The following is a 15032-nucleotide window of genomic DNA, read 5'->3' on the forward strand; positions in this document are numbered from 1 at the left end:
CCAGGGCTGCCTCCCCCCATTCATTCCGGGGTGTACGGCTGCTGCCCGCGCTGCGGGGCGCGGACGCTGTTCAAGAGCTTCGTCGCCTTTGCCGATCGCTGCCCGGACTGCGGGCTCGATTACGGCAAGTTCAACGTCGGCGACGGCCCCGTCGTCTTCCTGACGCTCGGCATCGGCGCGCTGGTCACCGCGCTGGCGCTGTGGGTCGAATTCACCTTCGAGCCCGGGCTGCTGATCCACGCATTGCTGTGGATCCCGCTCACGCTCTTCCTCACCGTCGTGCTGCTGCGCGTGGGCAAGGGCTGGCTGCTCGCGCTCGAATATCGGAACAAGGCCGCCGAAGGCAGGATCGTGCAGGACAAATGACCAGGCGCATTCCCATCCTTCCGACGGCGATCGTCGTCCTCGCCGTCGCGACGATGATCGGCCTGGGGCTGTGGCAATTGGTGATCCGCAAGCCGCAAAAGGAAGCCGCGCTCGCACAGCTCGCCGCCAATCCATCCAAGCCCGAGATCGCCTTCCCCCGGCTGCCCGACGACCGCCTCCTCTTCCGACGCGCGCATGGCGTCTGCGTCGAGCCGGTGTCGAGCATGCTCACCGGCGCGGGAAATGCCGGCTTCCGCTTCATCGTCGAATGCCGCACCGGCGGCGCCGAAGGGCCGGGGATGATGGTCCAGCTCGGCACGACGCGCGATCCGCTCGCCAAGCCGGTCTGGAAGGGGGGGGAAGTCCGCGGCATCCTCAGCCATGCCCCCGACAGCCGCTCGATGCTGGGATCGCTGTTCGATCGCACTCCCAAGCGGTTGCTGCTGGTGGCTGACACCCCGGCACCGGGGCTGGCGCCCAACGGCACGCCCGATCTGTCCTCGGTGCCCAACAACCACCTGGCGTACGGCGTGCAATGGTTCCTGTTCGCGATCGTGGCGGCGGTGATCTACGTCCTCGCGCTGCGGCGCTTGCAGAAGCCCTCTTCTCCCCTCCCGGAAAGGGAGAGGCCGGGAAAGAGTAGCGAGCGCAGCGAGCCTCCGTCGGCCGCGGGATAAGCGACGCACGGGGCATCGAGCACCGAGCGCCGCACACCCACCCCCCAGCCCCTCCCTTTTAGGGAGGGGAGTTTTGCTTGGCTTGCCGCTGCCGACTCCTGCAGCTAACCCCGCCGCCATGCGCTACCAAAGCACCCGAGGCGCCGCGCCCCTGCTCGGCTTTCGCGACGTCACGCTTGCCGGCCTTGCCAGCGACGGCGGGCTCTACGTCCCCGAATCCTGGCCGAGCCTGACCCGCGAGCAGATCGCCGATCTCGCTGGCCTGTCTTATGTCGAGACCGCGGTGCGCGTGATGCTGCCCTTCGTCGGGCCGGACCTCAGCGAAGACGAGCTGCGCGACCTGTGCACCCAGGCCTATGGCCGGTTCAGCCACGCCGCGGTGACCCCGCTGGTCCAGCTCGATCACCAGCATTGGCTGCTCGAGCTGTTCCATGGTCCCACGCTTGCGTTCAAGGACGTCGCGCTCCAGCTGCTCGGGTTGTTGTTCGAGAAGTTCCTGGCGGGCAGCGGCGATCACCTGACGATCGTCGGCGCCACCTCGGGCGATACGGGCAGCGCCGCGATCGACGCGGTCGCCGGGCGCGCAGGCATCGACATCTTCATGCTCCACCCCAAGGGCCGCGTCTCCGAGGTCCAGCGCCGCCAGATGACGACGGTGCTCGCGCCCAACGTCCACAACATCGCGATCGAGGGCAGCTTCGACGATGCCCAGGCGCTGGTGAAGGCGATGTTCAACGACGCGGACTTTGCCGGGCGTTTCCAGGTCACCGCGGTCAATTCGATCAACTGGGCGCGGCTGATGGCGCAGGTGGTCTATTATTTCTACGCCGCGGTCCGCTTGGGCGCGCCGGACAAGCCGGTCGCCTTCGCCGTGCCGACGGGCAATTTCGGCGACGTGTTCGCCGGCTATGTCGCGGCGAAGATGGGACTGCCGATCGCCAGGCTGATCGTCGCGACCAACGTCAACGACATCCTCCACCGCGCGCTATCGACCGGCGACTATTCGACCGGCACGGTGACGCCCACCGCCGCGCCTTCGATGGACATCCAGGTCAGCTCGAATTTCGAGCGGCTGCTCGCCGATCTGGCGGGCGCACCCGTCGCCGATCAGATGCGCGGGTTCGAGGCGGCGCGCGCGATGCAGCTCACCAACGCCCAGCGCGACGGGGCCGCCGCCCTGTTCGCCAGCGACCGGATCGACGCCGATGCGATGAACGAGGCGATGCGCTGGGGCTTCACCCAGGCCGGCGAAGTGCTCGACCCGCATAGCGCGATCGGCCTCGCCGCCGCGCGTCGCGCGGATCTGCCGGCGGACGTGCCCGTAGTGACGCTCGCCACTGCGCACTCGGCCAAGTTCGCCGAGGCGGTCGAGCGTGCCACCGGGCTGCGTCCACCGGTCCCGGCGCGTGTCGGCGACCTCCACGAGCGGCAGGAGCGCTACGACGTGCTACCGGCGACGTTCGAGGCCATCACCGCCTACATCGCCGAACGCGCGACTCCCCGCCAATAATCGTCATTCCGGCGAAGGCCGGGATCTCCCGCCGTGTCGTGCTGCTGCCTGAGATCCCGGCTTTCGCCGGGATGTCGGGTTGCATAAGGGAGGCGGATGGACCTCATCACGCTCACCGGCGAACCCTGGGCCGATTACGGCCTGCTCGACTCCGGCCATGGCCGCAAGCTCGAGCGCTACGGCAAATACCGCTTCATCCGCCCCGAGCCCCAGGCGATGTGGGCACCTGCCTCTGAGGACTGGCACGCGCATGGCGAGTTCCTCCCCGCCCCCGACGACGAAGGCGGCGGGCGCTGGCATTTCCACAAGCCGACGCCGCCCGAGGGCTGGCCGCTCGCCTGGGAGGAGGTCCGCTTCACTGCGCAGACCACGCCGTTCCGCCATCTCGGCTTCTTCCCTGACATGGCGCCGGTCTGGCATTGGATGCGCACCCAGATCGCCGACAAGCCCGAGGCGGAGTGCATGAACCTGTTCGGCTATACCGGCGTCGGCACGCTCGCGCTGGCGGCGAAGGGCGCGCGAATGACGCATGTCGATGCGTCGAAGAAATCGGTCGCCGAGGGCAAGGCCAATGCCGCGCTGTCGGGAATGGAAGACAAGCCCGTCCGTTGGATGATCGACGATGCCGGCAAGTTCGTCGCGCGCGAAGTGCGTCGCGGCCGGCGCTATGACGGGATAATCCTCGATCCGCCCAAATGGGGCAGGGGCCCGAACGGCGAAGTGTGGAAGCTCGAGGAAGGCCTGCCCGGGCTGATCGCCGACACCCGGAAACTGCTCGACGCCGACTCGCGCTTCCTGTTCCTGACGGTCTACGCCGTGCGGATGTCGGCGCTGGCGATCGGCGAACTGGTCCGCCAGTCGTTCGGCGATCTCGGCGGCAGGGTCGAGTGTGGCGAACTGAGCGTGCGCGAAGAGGCGCGCGGGCTTAAGCTGCCCACCGCGATCTTCGCGCGCTGGAGCCGCGGCTGATGGCGCTGTTCGCCTTCCTCGCGACCGCCGTCGCCGACGAAGTTGAAGGCCGCCGCCCGGGCGCACGGCATGCGATGCTTATCTATGTCACCGCCGCCGATTTCGAAGCGGCGCAGCCCAAGGCCGCCGGTGTCGCGATCGGCGCGGGCTGGATGCTGGTGCGGCTCGAAAAGGGCAAGCCGATCGATGCGGATCAGCCGCAGGTCGATTCGGTACTCGCCGCCGCTGCCAAGACTGCGATCGAGGAAGGATCGGCGATGGTGGTCTATGGCGATGAGCTTCCGCCCGACGCCTAGCTCCGCCCCATCCGGATCGCGGCGCCCGCGACGAACGGGCAGCCGGCCACCAGCAACAGGCTCACCGCGCCGAGCAGCTTGAACGCCCCCGGCTGGTCGCCGGTCGCGCCGGCGCCGAAGATCAGCAGCGGCACGGCGAAGGGCAGCATCACCAGCCCGGCCAGTGCCCCCGCGCCGCGCAGTCCGGCGACCAGCGCGGCGGTGGCGATGCCGAGCGCGGCGAGGCCGGGCGTCCCGATCGCCAGCCCCGCGAGCAGGGGTAGCAGCGCGCTGCCCGGCAGATGCAGCAGCGCCGACGCGACCACCGTCGCGGCGAGCAAGGCCGGTGCGAAGCCGAGCCAGTGGCCGACCATCTTGGCCGCCGCGACCAAGCTGTCGGAAATCCCGCGCGCGGCGAACTGGTCGAGCATCCCGCTCTCGGCATCGGGGGTCACCAGCCGCTCGACCGGCAGCAGCGCCGCGAGCAACGCCGCCGCCCAGATCACCCCGCCGCCAATCCGCGCGAGCAGCTTGCCGTCGGGCCCGACTGCGAAGGGGAACAGGATCGCGACGAGCAGGAAGAAGGCGATCGGCATCACCAGCCCACCGCTGCTCCACGCCCGCCGCAGCTCGCGCCACACGATGGCGAGGAAGATGCTCACAGCGCGATCTCACGGGCATCCGGCAGCGCGATCGGCAAATGGGTCGCGACCAGCGCGATCCCGCCGTCGGCGCGGTGCCGGGCGATCAGCGCCTCGAGCACCCGCACCGAGGCCGTATCGAGCCCATTGGCCGGTTCGTCGAGCAGCCACACCGGCGCACCGCTCGCCACTACCCGCGCCAGCGCCGCGCGCCGCCTTTGCCCGGTCGACAGCAGCCGCACCGGCACCTGCTTCAGATCGGCGAGCCCGACTGCGGTCAATGCGGCTTCCACCGCCTCCGCCTGGCCGTCGATCCGCGCCCAGAAGCGCAGTGCCGCGGCGACGCCGAGTTCGGGATCGAGCGCTGCGGTCTCGGCGAGCAGCGTGCGTGCACCTTCGCCTTCGACGTGTCCCGCGGCAGCCGGCAGCAGGCCGGCGGCGATACGGATCAGGCTCGACTTGCCGGTGCCGTTGGGCCCGCTGACCAAAGCCGCCTCGCCCGGTGCGAGCGCGAAGCTGACACCTTCGAACAGCAATCGTCCGCCGCGCACGCACGCGACATCGGCGAAAGACAGGCCGGTGGTCACCCGGCGGCTTCCTCCAGCGCGTGCATGTCGTCGTCGGACAGCCCGAAATGGTGGCCGACCTCATGCACCACGATGTGCGAGACCAGCGCCTGCAGCGACACGCCGGTATCGCACCATTCGTCGAGGATCGCGCGGCGATAGAGGTGGATGCGATCGGGCAGGCCGCCCGAATCGAACAGGGATTTTTCTCCCACCGGTCGCCCATGATAGAGTCCGGTCAGCTCGAACGGATCCTCGATCCCCATTGCGTCGAGCGTCTCGTCGTCGGCGAATTCCTCGACGAGCAGCACGACGTCGGCCAGATGCTCGGCGAAGGGGTGGGGGATCCGCGCGAGCGCCTCGCGCGCAAGGGTCTCGATCATCGCCGCGTCGGGCGCGTGGGAAGGTGCTTGTCCGCGCATCGCCGAACCCATAGGCGGTGGGGCAAAGGCAGAGCAAGGAGGCGGATCGATGGTGGCACGGTTGACCGAGGGGCATCGGCGCGAGTCGCTCGCCGCGATACCCGATTGGGGCTACGACGAGGGTCGCGATGCGATCACCCGGCGCGTCGTCTTCGCGAACTTCGTCGAGGCGTTCGGGTTCATGACCCAGGTCGCGCTGCTCGCCGAAAAGGCCGACCATCATCCCGAGTGGTCGAACGTGTGGAACCGCGTCGACATTCTCCTAACCACCCATGATGCCGGCGGCCTCTCGCAGCGCGACATCGCGATGGCGCAGGCGATCGACGCGCTGCTCTAGCGCATCCCGCCGCGGCGCATCTGCTTGCGCAGCGCGCCCGGCATCCAGCGCGCGGCGAAGGCGAGGCGGCGCGCGGTCTTGCCGATGACGATATGTACCTTGTCGCGCGCGATGCCGTCCCAGATCTCCTGCGCGACCTGCTCCACGGGGGTGAACTCGAGCCCCGCGGCCTGGACCGACTGGCGGGCGCTGTGGTTGGTCCCCGACACGGTCGAATCGAGCAGCGGCGTGTCGATGAAGCTCGGCATCACCACGCGCACCGCGATCCCGTCGCTCGCCCATTCGGCATCGAGTGCCTCGGAAAGCCCGCGCACCCCGAACTTGACCGCGGCATAGAGCGCCAGCCCGCCCGACCCGTAGATCGCTGCCGCCGACGCGGTGTTGACCAGGCTCGATCCCGGCGTCGCCTTGAGGAAGGGGTGGCCCGCGCGCGCGCCGTTGATCACGCCGACCAGGTTGATCCCGACGATCCGGTCGATCTCGTCGTCGGTGGCGCCGGCAAGCGCTCCGCCGATCGCGATGCCGGCATTGTTGAACAGGACGTCCAGCCGCCCGCCGCTGGCTTGGGTGAAGGCAGTGAGCGCCTCGCGCCACTGGTCGCGGTCCCGCACGTCCATCACATGCGTCGTCGCCATCCCCGCGGGCAGCATCGCCGCGGTTGCCTCGAGCCCGGCCGCGTTGATATCGGCGAGCCCGACGCGCCAGCCGCGCGCGGCGAAGAGCTTCGCGACCGCCTGCCCGATCCCCGATCCGCCGCCGGTGATGAAGATCGCCTTCTCGCCCGCCATCCTGCTCCCCTTTGTCTTTTGACGTTTGCGATGTCATCCCGCACAACCGGCGGCGATGCCAGAGCAATCGCGCAGCGTTACCTTCAAAAATGTCAGTAAGGTTTACGCGAGCCGCGTGAACGCGGTCGATGGAGTGTCGCTCGAGATCGCCGCGGGCAGCTTCGTCGCCTTGGTCGGCGCGTCGGGATCGGGCAAGTCGACCTTGCTCAAGACGGTCAACCGGCTGATCGAGCCGAGTATGGGCGACGTGCTGCTCGGCGGCGTGCCAGTCACCGCCGAGCCGCCGCACCTGCTGCGCCGCCGGATCGGCTATGTCTTCCAGAATATCGGGCTGTTCCCGCATATGACCGTCGGCGAGAATGTCGCGATCGGGCTGCGGCTGGCGGGCGAACGCGACACCGCGGCACGAGTCGCGGAATTGCTCGCACTGGTCGAGCTGCCGCCCAAGCTCGCTGCGCGGATGCCCGATGCACTGTCGGGCGGCCAGCGCCAGCGCGTGGGGGTGGCGCGTGCGCTCGCATGCAATCCGGGGCTGCTGCTGATGGACGAGCCGTTCGGCGCGCTCGACCCGGTGACCCGCGACGGGCTCGGCAAGGCGATCCGTGCGCTCCACGAGCGGATGGGGCTGACCACGATCCTCGTCACCCACGACATGGCCGAGGCGCTGCTGCTCGCCGATCGCGTGCTGGTGATGGAGGAGGGTCGGATCGTCGCCGATGCGACGCCGCGCGCATTGCTGGCGGGGCAGGCGGGCGCGGCAGCGGATGCGCTTGTCGCGGTCCCGCGCGAGCAGGCGGCGCGGTTGGCGGAGCTGGCGAGGTGAGGGGCGGGGTGGCCATAATCCTCCCCCGGAGGGGGAGGGGGACCGCGACGCGGTGGAGGGGTAGCTCTCCACAAGCTTGGACGCCTTTGGCTCGCTACCCCTCCGTCGCCTTCGGCGCCACCTCCCCCTCCGGGGGAGGATCAAGGTGACGCAAGCCTTCGCACGCGTCCCCGAACTGCTCGCGCAGCATCTGCTGCTCGCCTTCGCCGCGCTGCTGCTGGGCGTTGTCGTCAGCTTGCCGCTCGTCGTCCTCTCGTCGCGCAACCGCACCGTCGCCCGCATCGCGCTCGGCTTCGCGAGCCTCGTCCAGACGATCCCCGGCCTCGCGCTGCTCGCGCTCTTCTACCCGATCCTGCTGTGGCTCTCGGCGCTCTTCGGCGGCGGCATTCCGGCGCTGGGCTTCCTGCCCTCGCTGCTCGCTTTGTCGCTCTATGCGCTGCTGCCGATCCTCCGCAACGGCGTCACCGGGCTCGCAAACCTCGATCCCGCGGTGATCGAGGCGGCCGAAGGCATGGGGATGACGCGCAGCCAGAGGCTCCGGCTGGTCGATGCGCCGCTGGTCGCACCGGTGCTGATGGCCGGCATCCGCACCGCCGCGGTCTGGACGATCGGCGCGGCGACGCTCTCGACCACCGTCGGCCAGCCGAGCCTGGGCGACCTGATCTTTGCCGGGCTCCAGACGCAGAATTGGACGCTGGTGCTCGCCGGCTGCATCGCCGCCGCCGCGCTGGCCCTCGGCGTCGATGCGCTGCTCGGGCTCGCCGAATTCGGCATCGCCCGGCGCCGGCGCGGGCTGGTCTGGGGAAGCCTTGGCGCCTTGCTGGTCGCCGCTGCCGTCGCGCTAGCGCCCGCTTGGCCCGCGCCGCGCGGGACCGTGACGATTGGCGCCAAGGGGTTCTCCGAGCAATATATCCTCGCGCGGCTGATCGGCCATCGGCTCGAGGATGCGGGCTACGCCGTGCGATACAAGGAGGGCCTGGGATCGGCGGTGGCGTTCGGCGCGCTCGCGGCGGGCGATATCGACGTTTATGTCGATTATTCGGGGACGCTCTGGACCAACCAGATGCAGCGCAGCGACGTGCCGCCGCGCCAGGCGATCGTCGCCGGCGTAAGGGAATGGGCCAAGGCCAGGCACGGCGTCACTTTGCTCGGGTCGCTCGGTTTCGAGAATGCCTATGCCTTCGCGATGCGCGGCGACGACGCCCGGCGCCGCGGCATCGCCAGTCTCAGCGACCTCGCCCTTCAGGCCGGCGGCCTAGATTTCGCCACCGATATCGAATTCCTCGAACGCCCCGAATGGGCCGCGGTGCGCCGCGCTTATGGCCTGCGCTTCCGGTCTGCGCGCCCCTATCAGCCGACCTTCATGTACCGCGCGCTGGCGAGCGGCGAGGCCGACGTAATCCCCGCCTTCTCTTCCGACGGCCGCATCGCCGCCGACAGGCTCGCGATCCTGAGCGATCCCAGGGGCGCGATCCCCGGATATGATGCGATCCTGCTGCTCGCCCCGCGCCGCGCCGACGATGCCCGCTTCCAGGCGGCATTGCGACCGCTGATCGGCGCGATTCCGGTCGAGAGGATGCGCGAGGCCAATTACCGCGTCGATCGCGATTCCGACAAGCAGAGCCCCGACCAGGCGGCGCGCTGGCTGGCCGATGGACTCGGGCGCTGAAATTGCGATATCGCTACCACAAACAAGAACGGAGGAGAGGTTATGCGCCTGGGGACCAAGCTGCTGCTTGCGAGCACGATTTTATACGCCACGCCGGCTTTTGCACAGCAATCGCCGACAGCGTTGTCTGGCGGGCCGACCGTCGCCGATCCCGCCAAATGGCCGCGCGCTGCCAGCCCCGCCCTGGTCGATCGCGCCACCGAGAAGATGGTCGCCGATCTGATGGCGAAGATGTCGCTCGAGCAGAAGGTGGGACAGCTCATCCAGGGCGATATCGCCAGCGTGAAGCCCGAGGATCTCCGGAAATACCCGCTCGGCTCGATTCTCGCCGGGGGCAATTCGCCCCCGCTTTCGGGCAATGACCGCTCGCCTCAGGCCGATTGGGTCGCCACGGCGCGCGCCTTCCGCGCGGTCGCGATGGAGCCGCGCCCCGGCAATGTCGCGATCCCGCTGATCTTCGGCGTCGACGCGGTCCACGGCAACAACAACGTCATCGGCGCAGTGATCTTCCCGCACAATATCGGGCTCGGCGCCGCCAACGATCCCGCGCTGATCCGCCGCATCGGCGAAGTCACTGCCGTCGAGACCGCCGCCGCCGGCCCCGACTGGGCGTTCGGTCCCACGCTCGCCGTGCCGCAGGACGATCGCTGGGGCCGCAGCTACGAGGGCTATTCGGAGGATCCCGCGATCGTCCGCAGCTTTGCAGGTGCGATGGTCCGCGGGCTCCAGGGCGATCCCACCACCACCGGCCGCATCCAGAAGGGCAAGGTCGCGGCGTCGGCCAAGCACTTCCTCGGCGACGGCGGCACCTTCAACGGCATCGACCAGGGCGATACGCGGGTGAGCGAGGCCGAGCTGATCGCGATCCACGGCGCCGGATATCCGCCCGCGATCGACGCGGGCACGCTCACCGTGATGGCGTCGTACAATAGCTGGAACGGGGTCAAGATGCATGGCAACAAGTCGTTGCTCACCGATGTGCTCAAGGGGCGGATGGGCTTCCAGGGCTTCGTCGTCGGCGACTGGAACGGCCATGGCCAAATTCCGGGCTGCACCCCCACCGATTGCGCCGCGACCTTCAACGCCGGGCTCGACATGGCGATGGCGCCGGACAGCTGGAAGGGGCTGTTCGAGTCGACGCTGAAGCACGTCAAGGACGGCACGATCCCGATGTCGCGGCTCGACGATGCGGTGCGCCGCATTCTTCGGGTCAAGGCCAAGCTCGGGCTGTTCGACCCCGCCCGGCCGATCGAAGGCAAAGCCGGCGTGCTCGGCAGTTCCGCGCATCGCGCCGTCGCGCGCGAAGCAGTCGCCAAGTCGCTCGTGCTGCTCAAGAACGAGGGCGTGCTGCCGGTAAAGGCGGGCGCCAAAGTGCTCGTCGCCGGCCCCGGCGCCGACTCGATGGGGATGCAGACCGGCGGCTGGACGCTCAGCTGGCAGGGCGACGGCAACGGCAACGAGCTGTTCCCCAATGGCGAGACGATCTACGCCGGGATCCGCAAGGCCGTCGAAGCCGCGGGCGGCACCGCGACGCTCTCGGCGGACGGCACCTTCACTGCCCAACCCGACGTCGCGATCGTCGTGTTCGGCGAGCAGCCCTATGCCGAGATGCGCGGCGACATCCGCACGCTCGAATTCCAGCCGGGCGACAAGCAGGCGCTCGGGCTGCTCAGGAAGCTCAAGAATGCCGGGGTACCGGTAGTGTCGGTGTTCCTCTCGGGCCGACCCTTGTGGACCAACCCGGAGATCAATGCCTCCGACGCGTTCGTCGCAGCCTGGCTGCCGGGCAGCGAGGGCGGCGGCGTAGCCGACGTGCTGGTCGGCGATGCGGCCGGCAAGCCGCGCGCCGACTTCAAGGGCCGCCTGTCGTTCAGCTGGCCCAAGACCGCGGGCCAGTTCGCCAACAACAAGGGGAAGCCCGGCTACGACCCGCTGTTCGCGCTCGGCCACGGCCTGACCTATGCCAAGGGCGGCACGGTGCCGGTGCTGAGCGAGGAAGCGGGGATCGATCCGTCGCTCGGCAACACGGGCACCTTCTTCGCCAAGGGCGTGACTCCCGCGCCCTTCTCCTTTGCCACCGACAGCAAGGTCGCGCGGAAAACCGTCGACGGCCCGCAGACCCAGGAAGGCGCGCAGCAACTCACCTGGCCGAGCGGCCCGGCGACTCTCCGGATCGGCGGCGGCGACCCGCTCGACCTGACCCGCGAGGCCAATGGTGACCTCTCGCTCCAGATCAGCTACCGCGTCGATCGCGCGCCCGCGGGCAAAGTCCGGCTGTCGATGGAAGGCGGCGCCAACAAGGGGACGATCGATGCGACCAGCCTGTTCACCGGCGCGACCGGCACCTGGCGGACTGCCAAGGTCTTTCTCAAATGCTATCAGTCGAACGGCGTTGATTTGAGCAAGGTCGCCGCGCCCTTCGTGCTCCAGGCCACGGGTCCGTTCGGGCTGAGCATCGCCGACGTTCGCATCGTCTCCGATCCCAACGCCTCGATCTGCCCTGGCGCCCAGCCTTGAGCGATATCGAGACGATCGAGATTGCCCGTGACGGCATCCGCGCCGAGCTTCTTCCGCTCGGCGCGGCGTTGCGTCGTCTCGAAGTGCCAGACCGCAACGGCAGGCTCGCCAACGTCCTGCTCGGATATCGCGACCTTGGCGACTATCGCGCGCATCCACGCTTCTATGGTGTCGTCGCGGGGCGCTATGCCAACCGCATCGGCGGCGCGCGCTTCAGCCTCGACGGCACCGAATATCGGGTCGCTGCGAACGACGGCGCCAACAGCCTGCATTCGGGCCCGAACGGCTTCGACTTGCAGGATTGGGAGATCGAGGCGCGCGACGATCACTCGGTGACCTTCGCGCTGCGGAGCCCGCATCTCCACAATGGCTTCCCGGGCAACCTTCATGTCCGTGCGCGCTACGCGATCGAGGAGGACGGGCTCTCGATCGGCTTCCGCGCGACCACCGACCACGCAACGGTGCTCAACCTCACCCACCACGCCTATTTCAACCTGGCCGGCGAGCGCAGCGGCGCGACGATCCTCGATCATGTCCTCCAGATCCCCGCGAGCCGGACGACGCCGACCGACGCGGCGCTGATTCCCACCGGGGCGCTGGCCGACGTGGCGGGCGGCCCGTTCGACTTCCGCACGCCCAAGCCGGTTGGCCGCGATATTGCCGCCGACGACGTCCAGCTCCGCCAGGGCAAGGGCTTCGACCATAATTATGTGCTCGACGGCCCCACGGGGGCGATCCGCCGCGTCGCGACGCTGTTCGATCCGGCTTCGGGTCGGGTGATGGACCTACATTCGACCGAGCCGGGCCTGCAATTCTACACTGGCAACCATCTCGCGGGCGGCGCCCCCGGCACCGGTGGCGGCATCTATCCGGCGCGCGGCGGGCTGTGCCTCGAGCCCCAGAAATTCCCCGACAGCCCCAACAAGCAGGGCTTTCCCTCGGCGCGGCTCGATCCGGGGCAGGAATACCGCCACGACATGGCGTTCCGCATCCGGACGGCGAAGGACGTGGCCGGCGCCTTCGGTTAGCGGCCGGACGCGCATCGCGCTGTCCGGCCGTTGTAGACTCAGGCCCAGCTCCGCCCATCGGGACCGGCGCAGCCATAAGGCGGCAGCGCGCGGGGGAAGCGTTCCTGCAGTTTGTGGCAGCCCCAGCTCCGGATCGGTCCGGGCATATAGCCGTTCAGCGTGATGCCGACTTCATCATAGGGCGTATCGGAGCTCGCGACATAGCGATACCAGCGCAGCCCCGTCATCACGGCGACACTGATCAAAACGACGCACAGAACCTGGACTATTTTCTTCATTCAACTTCCCTTGGATGCACGCCCTGCGCATCGCAGCAAACGCTGCCGACGGGAACCGATTTGAAGCTATGGCGCCTTGCGCTCGACGTTGAAGATTTTGTTGACGATCCGCCACTCGCCATCGGCCTTCACCAGCGACAAATAATCGGTGAACTTCACGCCTGGATAATCGAGCACGACCTTGGCCATCGCCGCGTTGCCGGTGATGTCGAGGCTCTCGATCGCGCGGCGGCGCTGCGCCTCGTCGGCGGCGGGCTTGCCCGGCGCGCCGGCGATATAGTCGGTGCCGGTCCGCTCGGTGAAAGCGCCGTCGCGGTTCCAGTAGAGCATCGCCTTGGGATGGAAGGCGGCGCGGAATTCGTCGGCGCTGCCGGTGGCGTGGCCGGCGAGATAATGGTTCACGGCGGCGCGCGCCCCGACCTCGTCCTTCTCCTGGGCATAAGCGGGGGCGGCTACGATCAGGGCGGCAAGCAGCAACATGCGCATCGGCTGGTTCCTCGCGATTGAGGCGCCCAGCCTAGCGTGGCCGGTAGCCGGCGCAACATCGGCCAGGGGCCAATGTCGCGCCGGCGGGACGAACGGTCAGAGCGTCGGCTTGCCGTCGATGCGGCGGGGGACGCTCGAATCCTCGCGAAGCTCGGCGGGCAGCAGCGCTTCGGGCAGGTCCTGATACGCCACCGGACGCAGGAAGCGATCGATCGCCAGCGTGCCGACCGAGGTGCTGCGCCCGTCCGAGGTCGAGGGGAAGGGGCCGCCATGGACCTGCGCGTCGGTCACCTCGACGCCGGTCGGCCAGCCGTTTGCGAGGATGCGGCCGGCGAGGCGTTCGAGCGAAGGGAGCAACTGGCGGGCGAGTTCGGTATCCGATTCGGCCAGATGCAGCGTCGCGGTGAGCTGTCCTTCCAGGAGCGTAACGACTTTCTGGAGCTCGGCAATGTCGGCGCAGCGCACCAGCAGCGAGGCGGCGCCGAACACTTCCTCGGCATGGCTGGGGTCCGCGATGAAGTCGGCGCCGGTCATCGTGAACAGCGCGCCGCGGCCCGAAGTCGGGCCCGACGCTTCCTGGCCCTTAGCGACCAGCTTGAGCGCGGGGGCCGAAGCCCAGCGCGCGACGCCGCTCTCATAGGCCTTGTGGATGCCCGGGGTGAGCATCACCTGCGACGGCGCGCCGCACATGGCGTCGGAGGCCGACGTCACGAAGGTGTCGAGATCGGGGCCCTCGAGCGCCAGGACGAGCCCCGGGTTGGTGCAGAACTGCCCCGCGCCCATCGTCAGCGAGGCGATATAGCCCTTGCCGAGCGCCTCCGCGCGCGCCGCCAGCGCGCCGGGGAGCAGGAAAACGGGGTTGATGCTGCTCATTTCGGCATAGACCGGGATCGGAATCGGCCGGTTTTGCGCCAATTTCATCAATGCGGTGCCGCCGCCGCGCGATCCGGTGAAGCCGACCGCCTTGATCCGCGGATCGGTGACCAGCGCCTGGCCCACCGTGTTGCCCGCGCCGTTGATCAGCGAGAATACGCCGGCCGGCATGCCGGTCTTCTCGGCGGCGCGGGTGATCGCGCCGGCCACCAGCTCCGACGTGCCCGGATGCGCCGAGTGGCCCTTGACGATCACCGGGCAGCCTGCGGCGAGCGCCGAGGCGGTGTCGCCGCCCGCGACCGAGAATGCGAGCGGGAAGTTGCTCGCGCCGAACACCGTGACCGGGCCCAGCGGCACATGGCGGAGCCGCAGATCGGGCTTGGGCGCCGGTGCACGATCGGGAATGGCATGATCGATGCGCGCGCGCAGATACTCGCCGAGCCGCAGCTCCTTGGCGAACAGGCGGAGCTGGCCGGCGGTGCGGCCACGCTCGCCGGTCAGCCGCGCCTGGGGCAGCCCGCTTTCCTGCATCGCGCGCTCGACCAGTTCGTCGCCCAGCGCTTCGATCTCGTCGGCGATCGCTTCGAGGAACTTGGCGCGGTCCTCACGCGGCAGCCCCGAATAGATCGGGAAGGCGGCTTCGGCAGCGGCTGCGGCGGTTTCGACGTCCTCGGTGGTCGCGATGCTGAAGCTCGGCTCGATCTCCGTGCCGGTCGCCGCGGCAACGGCCTTGAAGCCCGGGCCGTCGCGCGACACGCGCTTCGAAGCCACGAACAATTCTCCAGTCAGCGCCATGCGAACTCTCCC

At 69.0% G+C, this 15032-nt stretch carries 17 protein-coding genes; 10 read left to right on the top strand and 7 right to left on the bottom strand.

Annotated features, from left to right (window positions below):
* The first annotated feature begins 30 nt into the window (after window positions 1–30).
* The 5 genes from RZN05_RS17490 (at window position 31) to RZN05_RS17510 (ending at window position 3818) form a co-directional block, all read left to right on the top strand.
* Window positions 31–366, top strand: coding sequence for a DUF983 domain-containing protein (locus tag RZN05_RS17490; RefSeq protein WP_317227966.1), 336 nt, complete (start codon window positions 31–33; stop codon window positions 364–366).
* Window positions 363–1043, top strand: coding sequence for an SURF1 family protein (locus tag RZN05_RS17495; protein ID WP_317227967.1), 681 nt, complete (start codon window positions 363–365; stop codon window positions 1041–1043). The genes RZN05_RS17490 and RZN05_RS17495 overlap by 4 nt, the downstream gene beginning before the upstream one ends.
* 118 nt (window positions 1044–1161) lie before the next feature.
* A complete protein-coding gene (gene thrC / locus RZN05_RS17500) occupies window positions 1162–2553 on the top strand; it encodes a threonine synthase (protein ID WP_317227968.1) in 1392 nt (463 codons plus the stop codon).
* A gap of 96 nt (window positions 2554–2649) precedes the next feature.
* Window positions 2650–3522, top strand: a complete 873-nt coding sequence (locus tag RZN05_RS17505) for a class I SAM-dependent methyltransferase (RefSeq protein ID WP_317227969.1) — start codon at window positions 2650–2652, stop codon at window positions 3520–3522.
* The gene (locus RZN05_RS17510) at window positions 3522–3818 is read left to right on the top strand and encodes a hypothetical protein (RefSeq protein ID WP_317227970.1); all 297 of its coding nucleotides are present in this window, start codon (window positions 3522–3524) and stop codon (window positions 3816–3818) included. The genes RZN05_RS17505 and RZN05_RS17510 overlap by 1 nt, the downstream gene beginning before the upstream one ends.
* Here the strand turns inward: RZN05_RS17510 and RZN05_RS17515 are convergent.
* The 3 genes from RZN05_RS17515 to RZN05_RS17525 are packed head-to-tail and all read right to left on the bottom strand — an operon-like array spanning window position 3815 to window position 5426.
* On the bottom strand, window positions 3815–4459 hold the full coding sequence (locus RZN05_RS17515) for a heme exporter protein CcmB (RefSeq protein ID WP_317227971.1): 645 nt from the start codon (window positions 4457–4459) through the stop codon (window positions 3815–3817). The two genes, RZN05_RS17510 and RZN05_RS17515, sit on opposite strands and share 4 nt — an antisense overlap.
* Window positions 4456–5025, bottom strand: a complete 570-nt coding sequence (ccmA, locus tag RZN05_RS17520; protein ID WP_317227972.1) for a heme ABC exporter ATP-binding protein CcmA — start codon at window positions 5023–5025, stop codon at window positions 4456–4458. Before ccmA ends, RZN05_RS17515 begins: the two co-directional genes overlap by 4 nt.
* Complete coding sequence (locus tag RZN05_RS17525; protein WP_317227973.1) at window positions 5022–5426, bottom strand: metallopeptidase family protein; 405 nt, start codon at window positions 5424–5426, stop codon at window positions 5022–5024. The genes ccmA and RZN05_RS17525 overlap by 4 nt, the downstream gene beginning before the upstream one ends.
* A gap of 49 nt (window positions 5427–5475) precedes the next feature.
* Between RZN05_RS17525 and RZN05_RS17530 the strand changes: the two genes are divergently transcribed.
* Window positions 5476–5763: a 4a-hydroxytetrahydrobiopterin dehydratase gene (locus RZN05_RS17530; protein WP_317227974.1), complete on the top strand. Its 288-nt coding sequence runs from the start codon at window positions 5476–5478 to the stop codon at window positions 5761–5763.
* On the opposite strand, the gene RZN05_RS17535 is transcribed toward RZN05_RS17530, so the two are convergent.
* Window positions 5760–6551: an SDR family oxidoreductase gene (locus tag RZN05_RS17535; protein WP_317227975.1), complete on the bottom strand. Its 792-nt coding sequence runs from the start codon at window positions 6549–6551 to the stop codon at window positions 5760–5762. The two genes, RZN05_RS17530 and RZN05_RS17535, sit on opposite strands and share 4 nt — an antisense overlap.
* A 55-nt stretch (window positions 6552–6606) precedes the next feature.
* Between RZN05_RS17535 and RZN05_RS17540 the strand changes: the two genes are divergently transcribed.
* The 4 genes from RZN05_RS17540 to RZN05_RS17555 all read left to right on the top strand — a co-directional run bounded on the left by RZN05_RS17540 (window position 6607) and on the right by RZN05_RS17555 (window position 12588).
* Window positions 6607–7374: an ATP-binding cassette domain-containing protein gene (locus tag RZN05_RS17540; protein WP_317227976.1), complete on the top strand. Its 768-nt coding sequence runs from the start codon at window positions 6607–6609 to the stop codon at window positions 7372–7374.
* 145 nt (window positions 7375–7519) lie between these two features.
* Complete coding sequence (locus tag RZN05_RS17545; RefSeq protein ID WP_317227977.1) at window positions 7520–9043, top strand: ABC transporter permease/substrate-binding protein; 1524 nt, start codon at window positions 7520–7522, stop codon at window positions 9041–9043.
* Between the two features lie 42 nt (window positions 9044–9085).
* Entirely contained in the window at window positions 9086–11560 is a 2475-nt protein-coding gene (locus tag RZN05_RS17550; RefSeq protein ID WP_317227978.1) for a glycoside hydrolase family 3 protein, read from the top strand.
* A complete protein-coding gene (locus tag RZN05_RS17555) occupies window positions 11557–12588 on the top strand; it encodes an aldose epimerase family protein (protein ID WP_317227979.1) in 1032 nt (343 codons plus the stop codon). The genes RZN05_RS17550 and RZN05_RS17555 overlap by 4 nt, the downstream gene beginning before the upstream one ends.
* 38 nt (window positions 12589–12626) lie before the next feature.
* On the opposite strand, the gene RZN05_RS17560 is transcribed toward RZN05_RS17555, so the two are convergent.
* The 3 genes from RZN05_RS17560 to RZN05_RS17570 all read right to left on the bottom strand — a co-directional run bounded on the left by RZN05_RS17560 (window position 12627) and on the right by RZN05_RS17570 (window position 15020).
* Window positions 12627–12866, bottom strand: coding sequence for a hypothetical protein (locus tag RZN05_RS17560; RefSeq protein ID WP_317227980.1), 240 nt, complete (start codon window positions 12864–12866; stop codon window positions 12627–12629).
* Window positions 12867–12932: 66 nt separating this feature from the next.
* Entirely contained in the window at window positions 12933–13352 is a 420-nt protein-coding gene (locus tag RZN05_RS17565; RefSeq protein ID WP_317227981.1) for a nuclear transport factor 2 family protein, read from the bottom strand.
* Between the two features lie 96 nt (window positions 13353–13448).
* Complete coding sequence (locus RZN05_RS17570; protein ID WP_317227982.1) at window positions 13449–15020, bottom strand: aldehyde dehydrogenase (NADP(+)); 1572 nt, start codon at window positions 15018–15020, stop codon at window positions 13449–13451.
* Between the last annotated feature and the right edge of the window lie 12 nt (window positions 15021–15032).

Origin of the sequence: Sphingomonas sp. HF-S4, from assembly GCF_032911445.1 — a bacterium.
In the GTDB taxonomy this organism is placed as follows: domain Bacteria; phylum Pseudomonadota; class Alphaproteobacteria; order Sphingomonadales; family Sphingomonadaceae; genus Sphingomonas; species Sphingomonas agrestis.

Coding starts and splice junctions, on each gene's coding strand:
- RZN05_RS17540 (WP_317227976.1), top strand. CDS start 6,607: ATGCCAGAGCAATCGCGCAGCGTTACCTTCAAAAATGTCAGTAAGGTT.
- RZN05_RS17570 (WP_317227982.1), bottom strand. CDS start 15,020: ATGGCGCTGACTGGAGAATTGTTCGTGGCTTCGAAGCGCGTGTCGCGC.
- RZN05_RS17525 (WP_317227973.1), bottom strand. CDS start 5,426: ATGCGCGGACAAGCACCTTCCCACGCGCCCGACGCGGCGATGATCGAG.
- RZN05_RS17510 (WP_317227970.1), top strand. CDS start 3,522: ATGGCGCTGTTCGCCTTCCTCGCGACCGCCGTCGCCGACGAAGTTGAA.
- RZN05_RS17550 (WP_317227978.1), top strand. CDS start 9,086: ATGCGCCTGGGGACCAAGCTGCTGCTTGCGAGCACGATTTTATACGCC.
- RZN05_RS17505 (WP_317227969.1), top strand. CDS start 2,650: ATGGACCTCATCACGCTCACCGGCGAACCCTGGGCCGATTACGGCCTG.
- RZN05_RS17495 (WP_317227967.1), top strand. CDS start 363: ATGACCAGGCGCATTCCCATCCTTCCGACGGCGATCGTCGTCCTCGCC.
- RZN05_RS17565 (WP_317227981.1), bottom strand. CDS start 13,352: ATGCGCATGTTGCTGCTTGCCGCCCTGATCGTAGCCGCCCCCGCTTAT.
- thrC (WP_317227968.1), top strand. CDS start 1,162: ATGCGCTACCAAAGCACCCGAGGCGCCGCGCCCCTGCTCGGCTTTCGC.
- RZN05_RS17530 (WP_317227974.1), top strand. CDS start 5,476: ATGGTGGCACGGTTGACCGAGGGGCATCGGCGCGAGTCGCTCGCCGCG.
- RZN05_RS17535 (WP_317227975.1), bottom strand. CDS start 6,551: ATGGCGGGCGAGAAGGCGATCTTCATCACCGGCGGCGGATCGGGGATC.
- RZN05_RS17560 (WP_317227980.1), bottom strand. CDS start 12,866: ATGAAGAAAATAGTCCAGGTTCTGTGCGTCGTTTTGATCAGTGTCGCC.